The organism is Bacillus sp. XB1 (assembly GCF_053557995.1).
Genome location: NZ_JBNRIL010000009.1, coordinates 1 through 15,862, shown reverse-complemented (window position 1 = coordinate 15,862; position 15,862 = coordinate 1). Strand labels below are relative to the sequence as shown.

19 protein-coding genes are annotated in these 15,862 nt (G+C 35.4%); 1 reads left to right on the top strand and 18 read right to left on the bottom strand.

The genetic code is table 11. The features are described 5' to 3' along the window. Positions 1-97: 97 nt before the first annotated feature. The 9 genes from purR to metG all read right to left on the bottom strand — a co-directional run bounded on the left by purR (position 98) and on the right by metG (position 8,362). Positions 98-946, bottom strand: a complete 849-nt coding sequence (gene purR, locus ACK1U5_RS27160) for a pur operon repressor (RefSeq protein WP_000702466.1) — start codon at positions 944-946, stop codon at positions 98-100. A 54-nt stretch (positions 947-1,000) separates the two neighbouring features. Continuing rightward, on the bottom strand, positions 1,001-1,870 hold the full coding sequence (gene ispE / locus ACK1U5_RS27155) for a 4-(cytidine 5'-diphospho)-2-C-methyl-D-erythritol kinase (protein ID WP_000772104.1): 870 nt from the start codon (positions 1,868-1,870) through the stop codon (positions 1,001-1,003). Between the two features lie 196 nt (positions 1,871-2,066). After that, positions 2,067-2,246, bottom strand: a complete 180-nt coding sequence (gene sspF / locus ACK1U5_RS27150; protein WP_002094215.1) for an acid-soluble spore protein SspF — start codon at positions 2,244-2,246, stop codon at positions 2,067-2,069. Between the two features lie 91 nt (positions 2,247-2,337). Next, entirely contained in the window at positions 2,338-2,598 is a 261-nt protein-coding gene (veg, locus tag ACK1U5_RS27145; RefSeq protein WP_000044347.1) for a biofilm formation stimulator Veg, read from the bottom strand. 227 nt (positions 2,599-2,825) lie between these two features. After that, positions 2,826-3,689: a sporulation peptidase YabG gene (yabG, locus tag ACK1U5_RS27140; protein ID WP_000242868.1), complete on the bottom strand. Its 864-nt coding sequence runs from the start codon at positions 3,687-3,689 to the stop codon at positions 2,826-2,828. 110 nt (positions 3,690-3,799) lie between these two features. Beyond that, a complete protein-coding gene (gene rsmA / locus ACK1U5_RS27135; protein WP_000651548.1) occupies positions 3,800-4,678 on the bottom strand; it encodes a 16S rRNA (adenine(1518)-N(6)/adenine(1519)-N(6))-dimethyltransferase RsmA in 879 nt (292 codons plus the stop codon). Further along, the gene (gene rnmV, locus ACK1U5_RS27130; RefSeq protein ID WP_000692835.1) at positions 4,675-5,232 is read right to left on the bottom strand and encodes a ribonuclease M5; all 558 of its coding nucleotides are present in this window, start codon (positions 5,230-5,232) and stop codon (positions 4,675-4,677) included. The genes rsmA and rnmV overlap by 4 nt, the downstream gene beginning before the upstream one ends. A 214-nt stretch (positions 5,233-5,446) precedes the next feature. Beyond that, positions 5,447-6,214, bottom strand: coding sequence for a TatD family hydrolase (locus tag ACK1U5_RS27125; RefSeq protein WP_000895843.1), 768 nt, complete (start codon positions 6,212-6,214; stop codon positions 5,447-5,449). Positions 6,215-6,379: 165 nt separating this feature from the next. After that, positions 6,380-8,362 (bottom strand): methionine--tRNA ligase, encoded by a 1,983-nt coding sequence (gene metG / locus ACK1U5_RS27120; protein WP_000134135.1) that lies wholly within the window; start codon positions 8,360-8,362, stop codon positions 6,380-6,382. Between the two features lie 484 nt (positions 8,363-8,846). Here metG and ACK1U5_RS27115 point away from each other — a divergent pair, with 484 nt between their 5' ends. Beyond that, positions 8,847-9,131 (top strand): AbrB/MazE/SpoVT family DNA-binding domain-containing protein, encoded by a 285-nt coding sequence (locus ACK1U5_RS27115; protein WP_000843036.1) that lies wholly within the window; start codon positions 8,847-8,849, stop codon positions 9,129-9,131. Positions 9,132-9,151: 20 nt separating this feature from the next. Here ACK1U5_RS27115 and rsmI read toward each other — a convergent pair whose 3' ends face one another. From rsmI to ACK1U5_RS27070, 9 genes are all read right to left on the bottom strand, one after another. Beyond that, positions 9,152-10,027, bottom strand: coding sequence for a 16S rRNA (cytidine(1402)-2'-O)-methyltransferase (rsmI, locus tag ACK1U5_RS27110; protein WP_000267820.1), 876 nt, complete (start codon positions 10,025-10,027; stop codon positions 9,152-9,154). Then, entirely contained in the window at positions 9,996-10,286 is a 291-nt protein-coding gene (locus ACK1U5_RS27105; protein WP_000414350.1) for a GIY-YIG nuclease family protein, read from the bottom strand. Before ACK1U5_RS27105 ends, rsmI begins: the two co-directional genes overlap by 32 nt. Further along, a complete protein-coding gene (locus tag ACK1U5_RS27100; RefSeq protein ID WP_001055367.1) occupies positions 10,273-11,013 on the bottom strand; it encodes a tRNA1(Val) (adenine(37)-N6)-methyltransferase in 741 nt (246 codons plus the stop codon). The genes ACK1U5_RS27105 and ACK1U5_RS27100 overlap by 14 nt, the downstream gene beginning before the upstream one ends. An 82-nt stretch (positions 11,014-11,095) precedes the next feature. Then, positions 11,096-11,446 (bottom strand): DNA replication initiation control protein YabA, encoded by a 351-nt coding sequence (yabA, locus tag ACK1U5_RS27095; RefSeq protein WP_000412063.1) that lies wholly within the window; start codon positions 11,444-11,446, stop codon positions 11,096-11,098. Between the two features lie 14 nt (positions 11,447-11,460). Beyond that, positions 11,461-12,288, bottom strand: coding sequence for a PSP1 domain-containing protein (locus tag ACK1U5_RS27090; RefSeq protein ID WP_000272429.1), 828 nt, complete (start codon positions 12,286-12,288; stop codon positions 11,461-11,463). 5 nt (positions 12,289-12,293) lie between these two features. Continuing rightward, entirely contained in the window at positions 12,294-13,277 is a 984-nt protein-coding gene (gene holB / locus ACK1U5_RS27085; protein WP_000169563.1) for a DNA polymerase III subunit delta', read from the bottom strand. 35 nt (positions 13,278-13,312) lie between these two features. After that, entirely contained in the window at positions 13,313-13,939 is a 627-nt protein-coding gene (tmk, locus tag ACK1U5_RS27080; RefSeq protein ID WP_000677214.1) for a dTMP kinase, read from the bottom strand. A 1-nt stretch (position 13,940) separates the two neighbouring features. Next, the gene (locus tag ACK1U5_RS27075; RefSeq protein WP_113710831.1) at positions 13,941-15,362 is read right to left on the bottom strand and encodes an aminotransferase class I/II-fold pyridoxal phosphate-dependent enzyme; all 1,422 of its coding nucleotides are present in this window, start codon (positions 15,360-15,362) and stop codon (positions 13,941-13,943) included. Between the two features lie 71 nt (positions 15,363-15,433). Further along, positions 15,434-15,613 carry a sigma factor G inhibitor Gin gene (locus ACK1U5_RS27070; protein ID WP_000776279.1) on the bottom strand — a complete coding sequence of 60 codons (180 nt, stop codon included), beginning with the start codon at positions 15,611-15,613 and terminating at the stop codon, positions 15,434-15,436. Between the last annotated feature and the right edge of the window lie 249 nt (positions 15,614-15,862).

Here is a 15,862-nt window from a genome sequence, read left to right as displayed (position 1 = left end):
ATTTTACTCTTTAAAAATAGTGTACGAAAGGCAGTTTGTCCATCTATTTTATAATCTATAAATAAAATAAAAAAGATAGAGCTATCTGCTCTATCTTTTATTCCGCCTCTACAAGCCCTTCATCAAATGGTGCAAGAGAATAATTCCCTTTTTCCACTTGAATCGTTTTTTCTTTCACATCAACTTCCGATAGACGAATTAATGATACAAAATTATTAATTAGTCGTTCTTCAATATCTGTAGATTCTACTAATACACCGATACCAACAACATTAGCCTTGAATTCTTCTAGCATACTCATCATACCTTGAATTGTTCCGCCAGCTTTCATGAAGTCATCAATAATTAAAACATTCGACCCTTCTGGAAGACTGCGTTTTGCTAACGTCATTGTTTGAATTCGTTTAGAAGAACCCGACACATAGTTAATACTAACAGTCGGACCTTCTGTTACCTTATTATCTTTCCTTGCAATTACAACTGGTACATCTAAGTAATTTGCCACTGCATAAGCAAGTGGAATCCCCTTCGTTGCCACCGTCATAACTGCATCAATTGGTTGCCTAGCAAAAACAGAAGCAAACAAACGACCTGCGCCATTAATATGGCGAGGATTACTCAATAAATCTGTCATGTATAAGTAACCGCCAGGCAAAATACGATCTGGGTTTTCAAATAAGCCACAAAGCTCATCAATAATTAGATCTGCCTCTTCTTCACTTATATACGGTATATATTTCACTCCTCCTGCTGCTCCTGGTATCGTTTGCAATGTGCCGACCCCTTGTTGTTCAAACGTTTGCTTAATAATAACTAAATCTTCACTAATGGAAGACTTAGCCGATTGATACCTTTCAGCAAAAAAAGTGAGAGATACTAGCTGACGAGGGTTTTGTAGCAAGTAATAAGTCATATCGACTAATCTTGTACTTCTTCTAATTTTCATACTCTCACCTCAAATCACGAATATTCTAAACAAATCATAACGTATTATACGTCTTTATTCAAGCGTTTCTCGCTCTCCTAATAAACGTACCGCATAGACTTGTTCACAAAATCCTTTTAATCCGTTATAAATGCGATGCATTCGTGAATCATGGTGTACAAGTCCAAATACAGTTGGACCACTTCCACTCATTAATACAGCATCCGCTCCAAATCGCTTCATCTGTGATTTAATACGGGCAACTTCAGGATGCATTCCAAATGTTACATCTTCTAAAACGTTACCAACAGTATCACAAATTCCTTTATAATCACCAGAATTTATGACATCAACCATTTTATCTACATTTGGATGTGTAACTCGATTTAACTTTAAATTTCCATACACATCAGCAGTAGATACACCTATATGTGGTTTCGCTAAAATAACCCAACAAGAAGGCGGAGTCTTTATATGTTCAATTTTCTCTCCTCTTCCAGTGGCAATTGCTGTGCCTCCGTATACACAGAACGATACATCTGATCCAATTTCTGCACCAAGCTCTGCTAACTCATCAATTGTAAGCCCTAAATTCCATAATTTATTAAGACCACGTAATGTCGCTGCTGCATCACTACTTCCACCTGCTAATCCAGCTGCTACTGGAATCGTTTTTTCAATAGTAATAGATACACCTTTTTTTACATTAAACTTCTCTTTTAATAATTTCGCTGCCTGATAAGCTAAATTTCGTTGGTCGTCTGGGACATACCGATTATGGGATAAAATTTCAATACGGTCTTCTGCTAATTCCGTTAGTTCTAGACGATCTGCTAAATCAATGGTTGTCATAATCATTTTCACTTCATGATATCCGTCTTGTCTTTTTCCCAGTACATCTAACGACAGATTAATCTTTGCTGGTGCTTTCACTAGTAGCTTCAATCTATTCACCCACTCTATGTACTCAATCTTTTATCGTTTATTTTACCATAAATTTATAGTAAGACGATGACACTTCCCTAATTATAACGAAAAGCATTCAGAATGAAACTACTTATGTAAAATGATGGCACCTTTTAGAGTACAAAAAGCCGAGGAATGTCTCCTCGGCTACCGTAGCATAGAAAGTATCTTACAACTACTGGTTTCGTTTCATTAATTGCTGTTCTGCAATTTCTATAGCACGTTTCACCATGTTACCAGCATCTTTCGCACGAATTCCGCCCCATCCTTCTTTCTGAACAACATCATAAAAGCCAAGCTCTTTTGCTAGCTCTTCTTTAAATTGGTTTGACATGACACCTCTTCGTCTACTCAATGCAGAGTCCCTCCTTATTTTGCTACGGTATAGTTAGTATGCAAAATAATATAGCTTTTCATTTATGGGAATATATGTAATGATATATGGATTATAAAATGACCTCATTATGAGGGTCTCCATAAAATGTTAACTCTACTGTCTCTGTTAAAACATCTGCATAACTATAAGATACACGTTGCAACGCATCTTCTTGTTGATCCAATTGTACAACAAAAACGGAACGGTATGTTTCTGCTAGTACACCTGATTGCTCCACAGTTTTTCTTCTTCCACTATTTGCTTTTAACATAAGTCGCTGTCCAAGATGGTGATCTAATTCGCTTTTAATTTCATCTAAACGTTTTGACATATACTTCGCTACACCTCGCTGTAATTTAGATTGAACACTTAAAGCACGATAATATCTATCCTAATTATTAACCGCGATTCACAGCTAATATCATCCTGCGTTTGAATAGATAGAAGAAATACTATATTGTAAAAGTATCATTACGTAGTCTTTACGTTCTTACCTCTTTTTATCCAAATTCATTTAAATCCTTCCATACAAAAAAGCAAGATACATATGTACCCTGCTTACTCTTCGTAATGTTGAAAAGGTAATCCCGTTCGTAAAATCCCTCTCGTTTCAATTCCACCTAGTCCCTTTTCACCAGTAATTGTATTACGTACGACATCCCATACATTGACTCTCTCCATAAATGAAGTAAAACTAATTTTACCAACTACATATACAGGATCTAGTGCATGAATATTAATTCTAGATGGTGAACTAGCGAAATTGGCCCCTGCACGAATTAGTGCCTCAAAATGTGATTGACATGCCCCAGCAAAAATAACAAGTTGATCCAATGATGGATATTTTTTTCGCACTTCACGAACAGCCTGTACAAAATGCCTTGAATGCCTATATGCCGCTAAATCTCCCTTCACTCCTTTTGATTTTGTATATGCATCATGCCCTGTAATAACGAGAATGTCTGGGCGAAAGTGATCTATTAAGTCTACTACTTTTTCATGCATCTCCGTTTCTTTACAATGAATACCTTGAACAGGAACGCCAATTTTATTATATAAATCTAAGCACTTGCGCAAATATAAAGGGTCTCCATCTATATGCAATACACGTCCCGGCATTTGAAAATAATTTACCTCACTTGTGTATCCACCAGTTGAAGTATGTTCATGCCTTTGTTTCATCAGTACATAATCTTGTTGAAACAAACGATACGTGCGCTCCATTGTTTCTTTCTCACGCTTCACCCTTTTTTTATGTTCTCTTTGATCTATACTAATTAAATCTTCAAGTGGCGCATCCGCCACCAGTCTAATTTCCTCTCCAAACAATATAGCTATCTCGCCTTTTATTTCTATAATACGAAAAAGAATATCCCTCTTATGAGAATATCGTTCCACTAATTCTCCAACATGTAAAACCATTCTCCTACCTCCAAACTCATTAGGCCATCTTACCTGTTTTTAAAGTATGAATTTAGAGAGAGAAAGGTGACAAAAGGGACAGTTCAACTTGAACTGTCCCTTTCATATTCTTATGATAATTTATGAAGAACTAATGCATTACTTAATGTTGCAAACTCTTCAATAGATAGCGTTTCGCCTCTTCGCTTTGGATCAATTCCTACTTCTGTTAAAATTCGATCCAATAACTCCTTATCTTTCGGGAAACCATTTAAATTATTTGATAAATTATTCATTAAAGTTTTACGGCGCTGTGCGAAACTTGCTCGTACTACTTCAAAGAAAAACGTTTCATCTGTCACCTCTACAACCGGTTTAGGACGCTTTAGAAGGCGGATAATTGCAGAATCAACGTTTGGCTGTGGTACAAACACTGTACGCGGTACAGTCATAACTGTTTCAACCTCTGTATAGTACTGAATGGCAATCGATAAAGAACCATACTCTTTCGTTCCAGGTTTAGCAGCTAAACGATCTCCAACTTCTTTTTGCATCATAACAACAAATCCACGAACTGGTAACTTTTCTTCAAGCAATTTAAATAAAATTGGCGTTGTAATATAGTACGGTAAGTTAGCTACTACCATTACATCTTGCCCTTCTTCAAATTGCTCATTAAATACTTCATGTACATCTGCTTTTAGTACATCTTTATTAATAACTGTAACATTACCATATGGCGCTAACGTCTCATCTAAAATTGGTAATAGTCTTTGATCAATTTCAAAAGCCACTACTTTTTTAGCACGCTTCGCTAATTGCTCTGTTAATGCACCAATACCTGGTCCAATTTCAATTGCACCACTTTCTGAACCAATTTCTGCATGATCGACAATACGATTTAATACATTTGTATCAATTAAAAAGTTTTGTCCTAAACTTTTTTTGAATGAAAATCCATACTTTTCAACAATGTCTTTTGTACGATTTGGCGTTGCGATATCCTTCATTTTTTTTCCTCCTGTATTACTTGCTTATAAGCTTCTGCAAATGATTCCTTTGAAACTTGAAACATCTGTAATCTTTTATGTAACTGTTTTGCATTTGTATAACCAATCTTTAATAGCTTACCCATTCTTTCTCTGCGGCTCTTTGCCATTTCTCCGCCCACTAAGCCTGCATCGACTAAATCACTCCAACTAATTTCACTTGTGTAAGCTTCCATTTCTTCATGTATATTCTCTAGAGCACGGCGAATCGACTCATTAGAAGCATGTTCAATCCCAACACCCTTTTTCCTTTTAGCAAGCGCTTCTTCCTTCGGTAAAAAAGCATGCTTACAGCCAGGAACCTTGTCAGAAATAATTTTTCGAATACGCTCTCCAGGATAATCCGGATCTGTGAAAATAATAACGCCCCTTTTTTGCTGCGCTAATTTAACTTGCTCAATAACATGATCACCGATTGCTGAACCGTTCGTTTCAATTGTATCCGCATCAACAGCACGCTTAATCGCAACTGTATCATCTTTACCTTCTACAACGATAATCTCTTTTATTTTCATGCTTGCCTCCACACTCATTTCGTCTCTACTTAGTAAAACAAAAAAATGACGACTTTTCCATTATTATTTTCCCCATTCTTATATTTTAAAAAATAGAATAGAAAAATCTTTGTTCTCTGTCCTTATTGTAACACTTCATCATTCACATTTATTTTCTTGATTACTTCTACTAGTTTTTCTCAAAATAAAAAAGAACAGGTTTCACCCGTTCTTTTTATTCAACTCCAAATAAAACTTTTGCATTTTTAGTTGTCATTTCTGCTACTTCCTCATAAGAAATTCCTTTTAAATTCGCAATTTCTTCTGCTACGAGTTTTACATAACTCGGTTCATTTCGTTTCCCGCGAAATGGATGCGGCGTTAAATAGGGACAATCCGTCTCTATTAACAATTTCTCTAATGGAATCTCCGTAGCAACTTCTTTCGGTTTCTTAGCGTTTTTAAATGTAACTGGTCCACCTAATGAAATTAAAAAGTTCATATCAACACATCGCTCTGCTACTTCTACGCTACCGCTAAAGCAATGCATAATGCCTCCTACTTCAGCTGCATTCTCTTCTTCTAGAATATCGACAATATCTTGAGTTGCATCGCGGTTATGTATAATAATCGGCAAATTTACTTTTTTCGCTAATGCAATTTGTTTACGAAATACTTCTTTCTGTATTTCTTTTGGAGACTTATCCCAGTGATAATCTAAGCCCATTTCTCCAAGTGCAACGACTTTAGGATGAGAAGCAAGTTCTTCTAACCAAGCTAAATGTTCTTCTGTCATGTCGATTGCATCAACTGGATGCCAGCCAACCGCAGCGTAAATAAAATCATAGGCTTCAGCTAATTCCATCGCCTTTTTTATCGTTACTTCATCAAAACCAACAACAACTGTATAAGTAACTCCCGCTTCTTTCATTCGGGCAATAACCTCTTGCAAATCTTCTTCGAATTGCTCTGCATTCAAATGTGAATGTGTATCAAACAACATAATACATAACTCCTTTTATATTGAAATCAAGTTTATTCTGCAAAAATAAGTTCTTTAATAACTTAACGATAACAATACTACAATCTTAATGCAAAATAGAGAGTGTAAAAAGAAAAAAGACGCTTCACACATGTTACACGTGAAACATCTCTTTTCTTGTCTTAATTACTTGATTTTTGTACCATTTGGTAGATTTTGGTCAATTGATGCTAATGACAATACGCCATTCTCTTCACCCGCTAAAATCATACCTTGCGATAATTCACCACGTAATTTTACAGGTTTTAAGTTTGTTACACAAATAACCTTTTTACCTTTTAAGTCTTCCGGCGAATAGAATTTTGCAATTCCAGAAACAACTTGACGCTTTTCTGTGCCTAAGTCTAGTTGAATTTTTAACAACTTGTCTGCTTTTTTCACAGGTTCAGCAGATAGTACTTCAGCTACGCGTAATTCTACTTTAAAGAAATCATCAATTGTAATTTCTTCTGCCTTCGGTTCTTCTTCTTTTTTCTCTTCTACTTTAGGAGCAGAGCTTTTCATTTGTTCTTTAATGTACTCTACTTCCACTTCCATTTCTAAACGAGGGAAAATTGGGTTTCCTTTTTCTACTTTTGTTCCAGCTGGAATGCAGCCAATTGTAGATAGACTTTCCCAAGATTTATGAGCTTCATCAGTAAGGCCAAGTTGAGCAAACATCTTGCTTGGTGCTACTGTTAAGAATGGCATAAGCATAATACCTGTTTGACGAAGTACTTCTGCTAAATGAGCCATTACAGAAGCTAACTTTTCACGATCATTCTCATCTTTTGCTAATACCCATGGTTGTGTTTCATCAATATATTTATTCGTACGACTAACTAGTTGCCAAATAGATCCTAACGCTACAGAGAACTCCATATTCTCCATTGCTTCTTCTACTTTTTTCAAAGTATCTTGTGCAAACGCTACTAACGTTTCATCAAATTCCGTCACATTTTCTTTAAATGCAGGGATTTCTCCGTTAAAATACTTATCAATCATAGCTACTGTACGATTTAATAAATTACCTAAGTCATTTGCTAAGTCGAAATTAATACGCTCCACAAATCCTTCTGGTGTGAATACACCATCAGATCCAAATGGAACTTCACGAAGTAGGTAATAACGTAATGCATCTAATCCGTAACGATCGATTAATGTAACTGGATCTACTACGTTTCCTTTTGACTTACTCATCTTTCCATCCTTCATTAAAATCCAGCCATGAGCAAAGACTTTCTTCGGAAGAGGTAAATCTAATGCCATTAAAATTATCGGCCAATAAATTGTATGGAAACGAACAATTTCTTTCCCAACTAAATGCACATCTGCAGGCCAGAATTTTTTATATTTCTCTTCATTTGCTGTTCCATAACCTAACGCTGTAATATAGTTAGATAATGCGTCAACCCATACGTAAATAACATGTTTTGGGTTACCAGGAACACGAACTCCCCAGTCAAATGAAGTACGAGAAACCGCTAAATCTTCTAATCCTGGTTTAATAAAATTATTAATCATTTCATTTTTACGAGACTCCGGCTGAATGAAATGTGGATTATCTTCATAGAACTTTAATAGTCTGTCGACATATTTACCCATTCTAAAGAAATAAGATTCTTCACGAACAAGTTCTACATCATGACCACTATCTGGGCTTTTTCCTCCAACTACTTTGTCGCCTTCCATAATTGGATCTACTAATTGATGCTCTGTATAGAACGTCTCATCTTGTACAGAATACCAACCTTCATATTCATCAAGATAAATGTCACCTTGATCTACTAATTGCTTAAAGATTTTTTCGACAACATCTTTATGACGATCTTCAGTTGTACGAATAAAATCATCATAAGAAATATCCATCTTCTCCCAAAGCTCTTTAATTCCTGCAACAATGTTATCAACATATGCCTGTGGCGTAATATTTAACTCTTCTGCTTTCTTTTGGATCTTCTGTCCATGCTCATCAGTTCCTGTTAAATAATGCACATTATAACCTTGCATACGCTTATATCGTGCCATCGCATCTCCTGCTACTGTCGTATAAGCATGTCCAATGTGTAATTTTCCACTTGGATAATAAATTGGGGTAGTAATATAAAAGGACTTATTTTCCTCTGTCATTGTTTTGGACCTCCCGAATAACCTCATATGTATTTATAAACAGTATATCAAAAACTCATATATAAAGTGAAACTTTAATCAGTAGGGTTTTGTTCCTCCCCACTAATTATTAGCCCACATTAATTGGGCTTTTACGAGCAGCCCAAATCTAACTTATCTTCTTTACGCCAACCTAATTTTAAATTTAGGTCTTAATGCTCGATATCTTTATCATCTATTGCTCATATTTCACAAAAATATACAATCTTCACTTTTAATTTATTATTTTTTCAGAAAATAATGTAAATAATTGTGGAATTTCCTCTCAATCTATTATATATAAGAAATAAGAAATCTATAAATCTTTTTAAAAAATATAGAATTTAAGAATTGACGGAAATGTAAATGATTGGTATCATATGTCCATAGGGTATTTTGTCGAAAAATGACGAATCTAAAAATAGACTCGAAACTTATAAACTATTTATTTAGGAGGAAAAAAATTATGAAATCTACTGGTATTGTTCGTAAAGTTGATGAATTAGGTCGTGTAGTAATTCCAATCGAATTACGCCGTACTTTAGGTATTGCAGAAAAGGACGCTCTTGAAATCTATGTTGATGACGAAAAAATCATCTTAAAGAAATATAAACCAAACATGACTTGCCAAGTAACTGGTGAAGTATCTGACGGTAACCTTTCTTTAGCTGAAGGTAAAATCATCTTAAGCAAAGAAGGCGCTGAGCAAATCTTAAACGAACTTCAAGATTATATCGAAACAGCAAAATAAGCTTCTCAATTATGAGAAGCTTATTTTTTATCGACATGATAGATTTGATATACATCTCTTTTCGACAAATCTCGATCTTTAGCGACTGTTTTAATCGCTTCTTTTGAATTCATACTTTTTTCATTTATATAATGTTCAATATGGTCATATACCGAAAGAGATTCCCACCATTGTTCTTCTGGAGCAGGTTCTTCTGTTGAACCAGCTACTAAAATACAAAACTCACCACGTACTTCATTTTGCTTCGTCCACTCAATTGCTTCTTCGATTGTCCCTCGAATAAATTCCTCAAATTTTTTAGTTAACTCTCGACATAATACAATCTCTCTATTTCCCAACACTTCCTGCATCGAAATTAAAGTATCGTCTAAACGATGAGGCGCTTCATAAAACATCATTGTAGTTTGTACATAACGAAGCTTTTCTAACTCCATCTTTCGTTCCTTTTTGTTTCTCTGCAAGAAACCATAGAAATAAAACTGCTTTGTTTCAAGACCGGATGCAATTAATGCTGTAAGGGCTGCATTTGCTCCAGGAAGCGGAATTACATGATATTGCTCAGCTACTGCCTCAACGACAATATCGTAACCTGGATCAGAAATACACGGCATACCAGCGTCGCTAACAAGTGCTACATTCTTTCCATCCTCTAATTTCTCTAATAGTTTCTTCCCACTTACTTCTTTATTGTGCTCATGATAACTCGTAACAGGTGTTTCAATTTCAAAATAATTACAAAGTTTTTTCGTTTGTCTCGTATCTTCAGCAGCAATTAAATCCACTTCTTTTAAAATTCGGATTGCACGAAATGTCATATCTTCTAGATTTCCAATAGGAGTTGGTACTAAATATAAAACTCCCTTTTCATTTTGTTGAAAGCTTTTTTGTTGCCACATAGCGTTCTCCTTTTTGCATATATGCCTCTTTTTGTTTTCTCGTTAATTGCTTAAAGTAATACTCCGCTTGCATAGCTGTACGCTTATCATCGTGGGTCTCTACATATTTTAAAACAACAGGAAGCCTGACGCGTGTATACTTAGCCCCTTTGCCGCTATTATGAGTCTGAATTCTCTTTTCTATATGGTTTGTATATCCAGCATAATAACTTCCATCAGAGCACTCTACCACATAAAAAAAGTGCTTATTCTTCTCCATATAAAATCGAACGTAGCTCCTTTGTATATTCGTTATTGTTCTCATATACAACGAGAGGCGGTAAAATTTTCAAATCTGCATTTCCATCCTTAATTCCTTCAATTAACAATGTATTTGCTTCTTTTCCAACCTTAGGATAAACAAATTGCACACGCTTTGGTTCAATTTTATATTTACGCATTAATGTGACAATGTCTAGTAATCGCCCTGGACGATGTACAAACGCTACTTTCCCACCTTGTTTTACTAACTGACTACTTACAGATACAACATCTTCTAATGTACACATAATTTCATGACGAGCTATCGCTAAATGTTCATTCATATTTTTCTCTGAAGTTTGAGGTGTTTGAAAATATGGTGGATTACATGTAACAACATCATATTGATGACGCCCAAGTTTCTCTGGCATATCTTTCAAATCTCCATGTATGAGGTGAATTCTTTCCTCCAACCCATTGTATTGAACACTTCTTACTCCCATATCATATAAGCGTTCTTGAATTTCCACCCCAGTAATATTTCCTTTTGTTCTTGTACTTAATAGAAGGGGAACAACCGCGTTACCTGTACACAAATCAAGTAAATTCCCCTTTTGAATTGGTACCCATGCAAAATCTGCAAGTAAAACGGCATCTAAAGAAAAATTAAATACTGATGGGCTTTGTATAATCTTCATGTCTTGTGCTAATAAGTAATCTAAACGTTCATCTTCATATAAATTCATATACTGCTCCTTTTCTTACCCTTAACCTACCCTATTTCATGTATAAAAAATTACCTTTCCAATTATAATTGGAAAGGTAATTTCACTTTTTATTTAAGAATGACAGACAGAATAAACAATCTCCCTCTTTACGTACACTTCCATAATGTAGATTGCAAATATGAAAACCTTCTTGATACAGTCTCGCTAAATTGTCATAGCCTTCACCAATATCTGTTTTCGGCTTCACTTCTTTACGTTTTTGAGTTTTTTGTTTTTCTTTATTCTGCACTTCTTCAAAACGGTGTCGCAAATTGTTATTTTCCATTTTTATATGCTGGTTTTCTTCCAACAACTCTGCAAGATGCTGTTTTAACTCTCCCAACTGTTTATATAAATGTCCAATTTGCTCTTCCATACTAGAAACCGATTCAAAAATATCTTTTTTCTCCACAAGCACCCACCTCATTAATCTGTGGTTTGACTCGAAACGACCCCTTTATTCACTAACTCATCTAACGTATATTCTACTATCCGTTCCTTGTCTACTAGTTCCACTTGAATTAATCTTTCTAAAATATTTAATCCGATAACACGGCCAGTACCATGCGGGGTTTGTATACGTTGATCTAAATCAGGAAGTTGTTCCTTTGCTGCCTCATATTCATCATTCTCATATTTTAAGCAACACATTAAGCGACCACATAAACCAGAGATTTTTGCAGGATTTAATGATAAATTTTGATCCTTTGCCATTTTAATGGATACAGGTTCAAAATCCCCTAAAAAAGTAGAACAACAAAGCATACGACCACATGGACCAATACCACCTAGCATCTTCGCTTCATCACGAACACCAATTTGTCTTAGTTCAATTCTTGTTCTAAAAATTGCGGCTAAGTCCTTCACTAGTTCGCGGAAATCGATCCGACCATCCGCAGTAAAATAGAAAATAATCTTATTACGATCGAATGTATACTCTACATCTACAAGTTTCATATCAAGATTATGCTCTACTACCTTTTGTTGACAGACTTGATATGCTTCTTTGGCAGCATGTTTGTTCTCTTCAACAATGGTACGATCATTTTCATTTGCAATACGAATAACCTTTTTTAGCGGTAATACAACGTCGTTTTCATCAACTTGTTTTTTGGTAATAACTACTTTTCCGTATTCAATACCTCTTACCGTTTCTACAATGACAAACTCATTTTCAGAGATATCGAACTGATTTGGATCAAAGTAATATACCTTTCCGGCCTTCTTAAAGCGAACACCTACTACATCATACAAAACGGTCATCCCTCCTGCAACCGCAACACTAACTGTTCGAACACAAGCTGCGCATTTACATTAGCGTTGATTCTATTTTTTGCCTCTAATATATTAAAGAGAGCTGATACAATGCGCTTCTGAGCATAGGAAAACGATTCAAACATCTCTTTCTGATCATGAAAAACAAGACGATCTTCTTCTCCAAGTTGAACATATAATAAATCCTTATAAATAAGGAGTAACATATCTAAACCTTGCTGTAATTGTTCTTTCTCTCCAAAGTGTTTTCCCCATTTTTCTTGTACAAAAAAAATAGAGGTTTTATCTTTTTCGAGCGCTTCACATAATTTTATCACTAAAGCTCGTGCTTGTGCAAACCATTCATCACTACATAAAGCTAAAGCTTCATCAAAACTATTTGTAAGTTGAGCAGCAAGTGTCGATAAAGATGCTGTAATCCCTTCATCCTGTAATCTTCTAATTAAAGATTCCGTAGGTAACGGTCTAAACGTAACAACTTGGCAACGAGATAAAATCGTATTTAAAATTTGATGACTTTGTTCAGTAAGTAAAATAGCAGTTGTATCACTACTTGGTTCTTCTAAAAATTTCAAAAGTGTATTTGCCGCATTTGCTGTCATACGATCTGCGTGCTCAATAATATATAATTTTTTATTTGCCTCTAATCCTGTTTTTGAAAACTCTTCTTGTAAATCATGAATTTGCTGCTTTTTAATAGATAATCCGTCTGGTTTTACAATATGTAAGTTAGGGTGGTTACCTGAATCAATTCGCTTACAGTTTGTACATACATGGCAGGGCTCTACCCCATTTCGCTCAGAACAGAGGAAACTCTTTGCCATTTGAATTGCTGTCGCAAACTTTCCTGTCCCTTTCCCTCCCTCTAACAAGTAAGCGTGGGATATACGCTCTTTTGCAATGCTATTCATCAACATTTTTACACCGATGGGTTGTATAGCAGAAAGCTGCTCCCACGTCTTCGTCATAATGCATACCTCACTTATTTCATTCTTTCCTTCTATTATAACAATTTATCTTCTATAATCTGAACAACTTCTTCTATAAGTTTTTCCATCGGCTGATCAGCATTTACCAATACAATACGATCCGAGAAACGTTCTACAACTTGTAAATACCCTTCGCGCACACGTTTATGGAAAGAGATATCTTCCATATCTAGTCGATTTACTTCACGTCCTGCATCTTTTTCAATCCGAGCCAAACCAACCTCAGGCTCAATGTCTAGATAAATTGTTAAACTAGGCATACAGTCCTCTGTTGCGAAACGATTTATTTCAAATACCTTATCCATACCCAATCCTCTTGCATAGCCTTGGTATGCTAAAGAGCTATCTATAAAACGATCACATAACACGAGGTAGTTCTCATTAAGTGCTGGCATAACTTTTTCTACTAAATGTTGTCTGCGCGCAGCAGCATAAAGAAGCGCTTCTGTACGTGCTTCCATCATCGTATATTCTTGTTTATGTAAAATCGTCCTAATGTCCTCAGAAATTGCAATACCGCCTGGTTCTCTTGTCGCCATTACCTTTTGTGCTTTTTTTTCAAAATATGGCAATAAGCTTTTAATTAACGTTGTTTTACCTGAACCTTCTGGGCCCTCAATTGTTACAAATAATCCCTTCATCCTAAAACCTACTTTCTATATCATACACTTTCATATATTTCGTATTACATTGAAAACGAGCCCCTGCTCTCTCTAAATACATAATTTGCCCTTTATGCTCTGAAGTAATTCTCTCTCCATACATAATCAATGGAATTCCAGGTGGATACGGAATCACCATTTCCGCCGCTATCATTCCAACAGCATCTTCTATAGATACTATCTTTGTTTCATATCCATCTAGTTGTTTATACGTATACGGTAAAAGAGAGAATTCACCTTTATAAGTATAACGAATAGATTCCCTCTTGTCCTTCACCTCATAATGTTGCAATGCTACTCGGATCATCTCTATAACCTTCATATATCCCCCATTTACTTGTAAGGGTAAAATAAATAGGACATTGTACGGATCAGCCATCTCTGTATATATACCGACCTTTTCAAATACAGACTGTAATTCGTACCCTGATAACTGACAACGAGTTTGTACGGTGACCTTTAACTCATCTTGCAACGGATATTCTAAAATGGCGATTTGAGGAATAGAACGTAATTGTTCCTTAAATTTTCGTAAGAACTCAACAATTTCACTGTGACCTTCTTCTTTTATACGCGCCATTGTAAAGCGTGCTATATCCAAGGAAGCCATAATTGGATACGATGGACTACTAGATTGTAGCATACTTAAATAAGTAGTAACCTTCTCTTCGTCTACTAAGTGACTATTTATATGTAAATAGGAACCCATTGTCATTGCGGGTAATGTTTTATGTGCAGAATGAACTACAATATCTGCACCATATGTTAATGCTGACTTCGGGAATGGTTCTCCCAAGCACAGATGTGCCCCATGTGCCTCATCTACCAAAACAGGTATTTTATGTGCATGTGCAAAAGCGATGCTTGCCTCTAGATCCATCCCCATACCATAATAATTAGGATGCGTTAAAATGAGCGCTTTCGCATTTGGATACTTTTCAATTGCTTTCTTAATAATTTCGTTACGAACTCCCACCGGTACGTTATAAGCTTCATCAATCCATGGATCTAAAAAAATGGGATTTGCTCCCGCAAGTTTTAAAGCATTAATAATTGATTTATGGCAATTTCTTTGTACAAGAACAATATCATGTTCCCCGCAACAAGACAAAATCATTGCTAAGTTCCCGACTGTTGAACCATTAATTAAAAAATAGCTCCTCTTTGTATTATAAACTTCAGCCAATAATTGTTGTGCCTCATCTATACATTCAAACGGACTATGCAAATCATCTAGTCCTGCTAACTCAGTTACATCAATAGATAGAATATCTTTAAACTCTCTTATTGCCTCCTGAGGGAAGTTTAAACCATTCTTATGACCTGGAACATGAAAAGATAACGGCCCTCTTTCTTTAAACTCTATTAACGCCTCATATAAAGGCATACGATTTTGATTCATCTACATCTCTTCCTTATTATTCATTCTCTATCTATTATACAGAACAAAAAAAATAATAGGCATATGCCTATTTAAAAATATGATACTTCTAATTTTCGAAGCTGCTTTAAATAATGTATATATTTCGGATCATCTGTCTCTGTATTCACCATATCCTTTTCACATTCATAGCATATTAAATTATTATAAACATATATACCTTCTTTTCTTTTCGTCTCACAAACAATACAAACTTCACTTTGTAATTTCATAACCTTCCCTCCCTATTTAAGTGAACCTATTTTATACTTCTAATCCTTAACAATTTACAGAAAAATATACACCCATCTTTTATATAATATGATTAACTCTTGGGCAACGTGTTTGTATTACCATTACTTCTTTCCCATTCTTTTTAACAATACAAAAAAACACAAGTCAAATGACTTGTGTTTTTAGTTGCTTGGCGACGTCCTACTCTCACAGGGACAAGGTCCCAACTACCATCGGCGCTAGAGAGC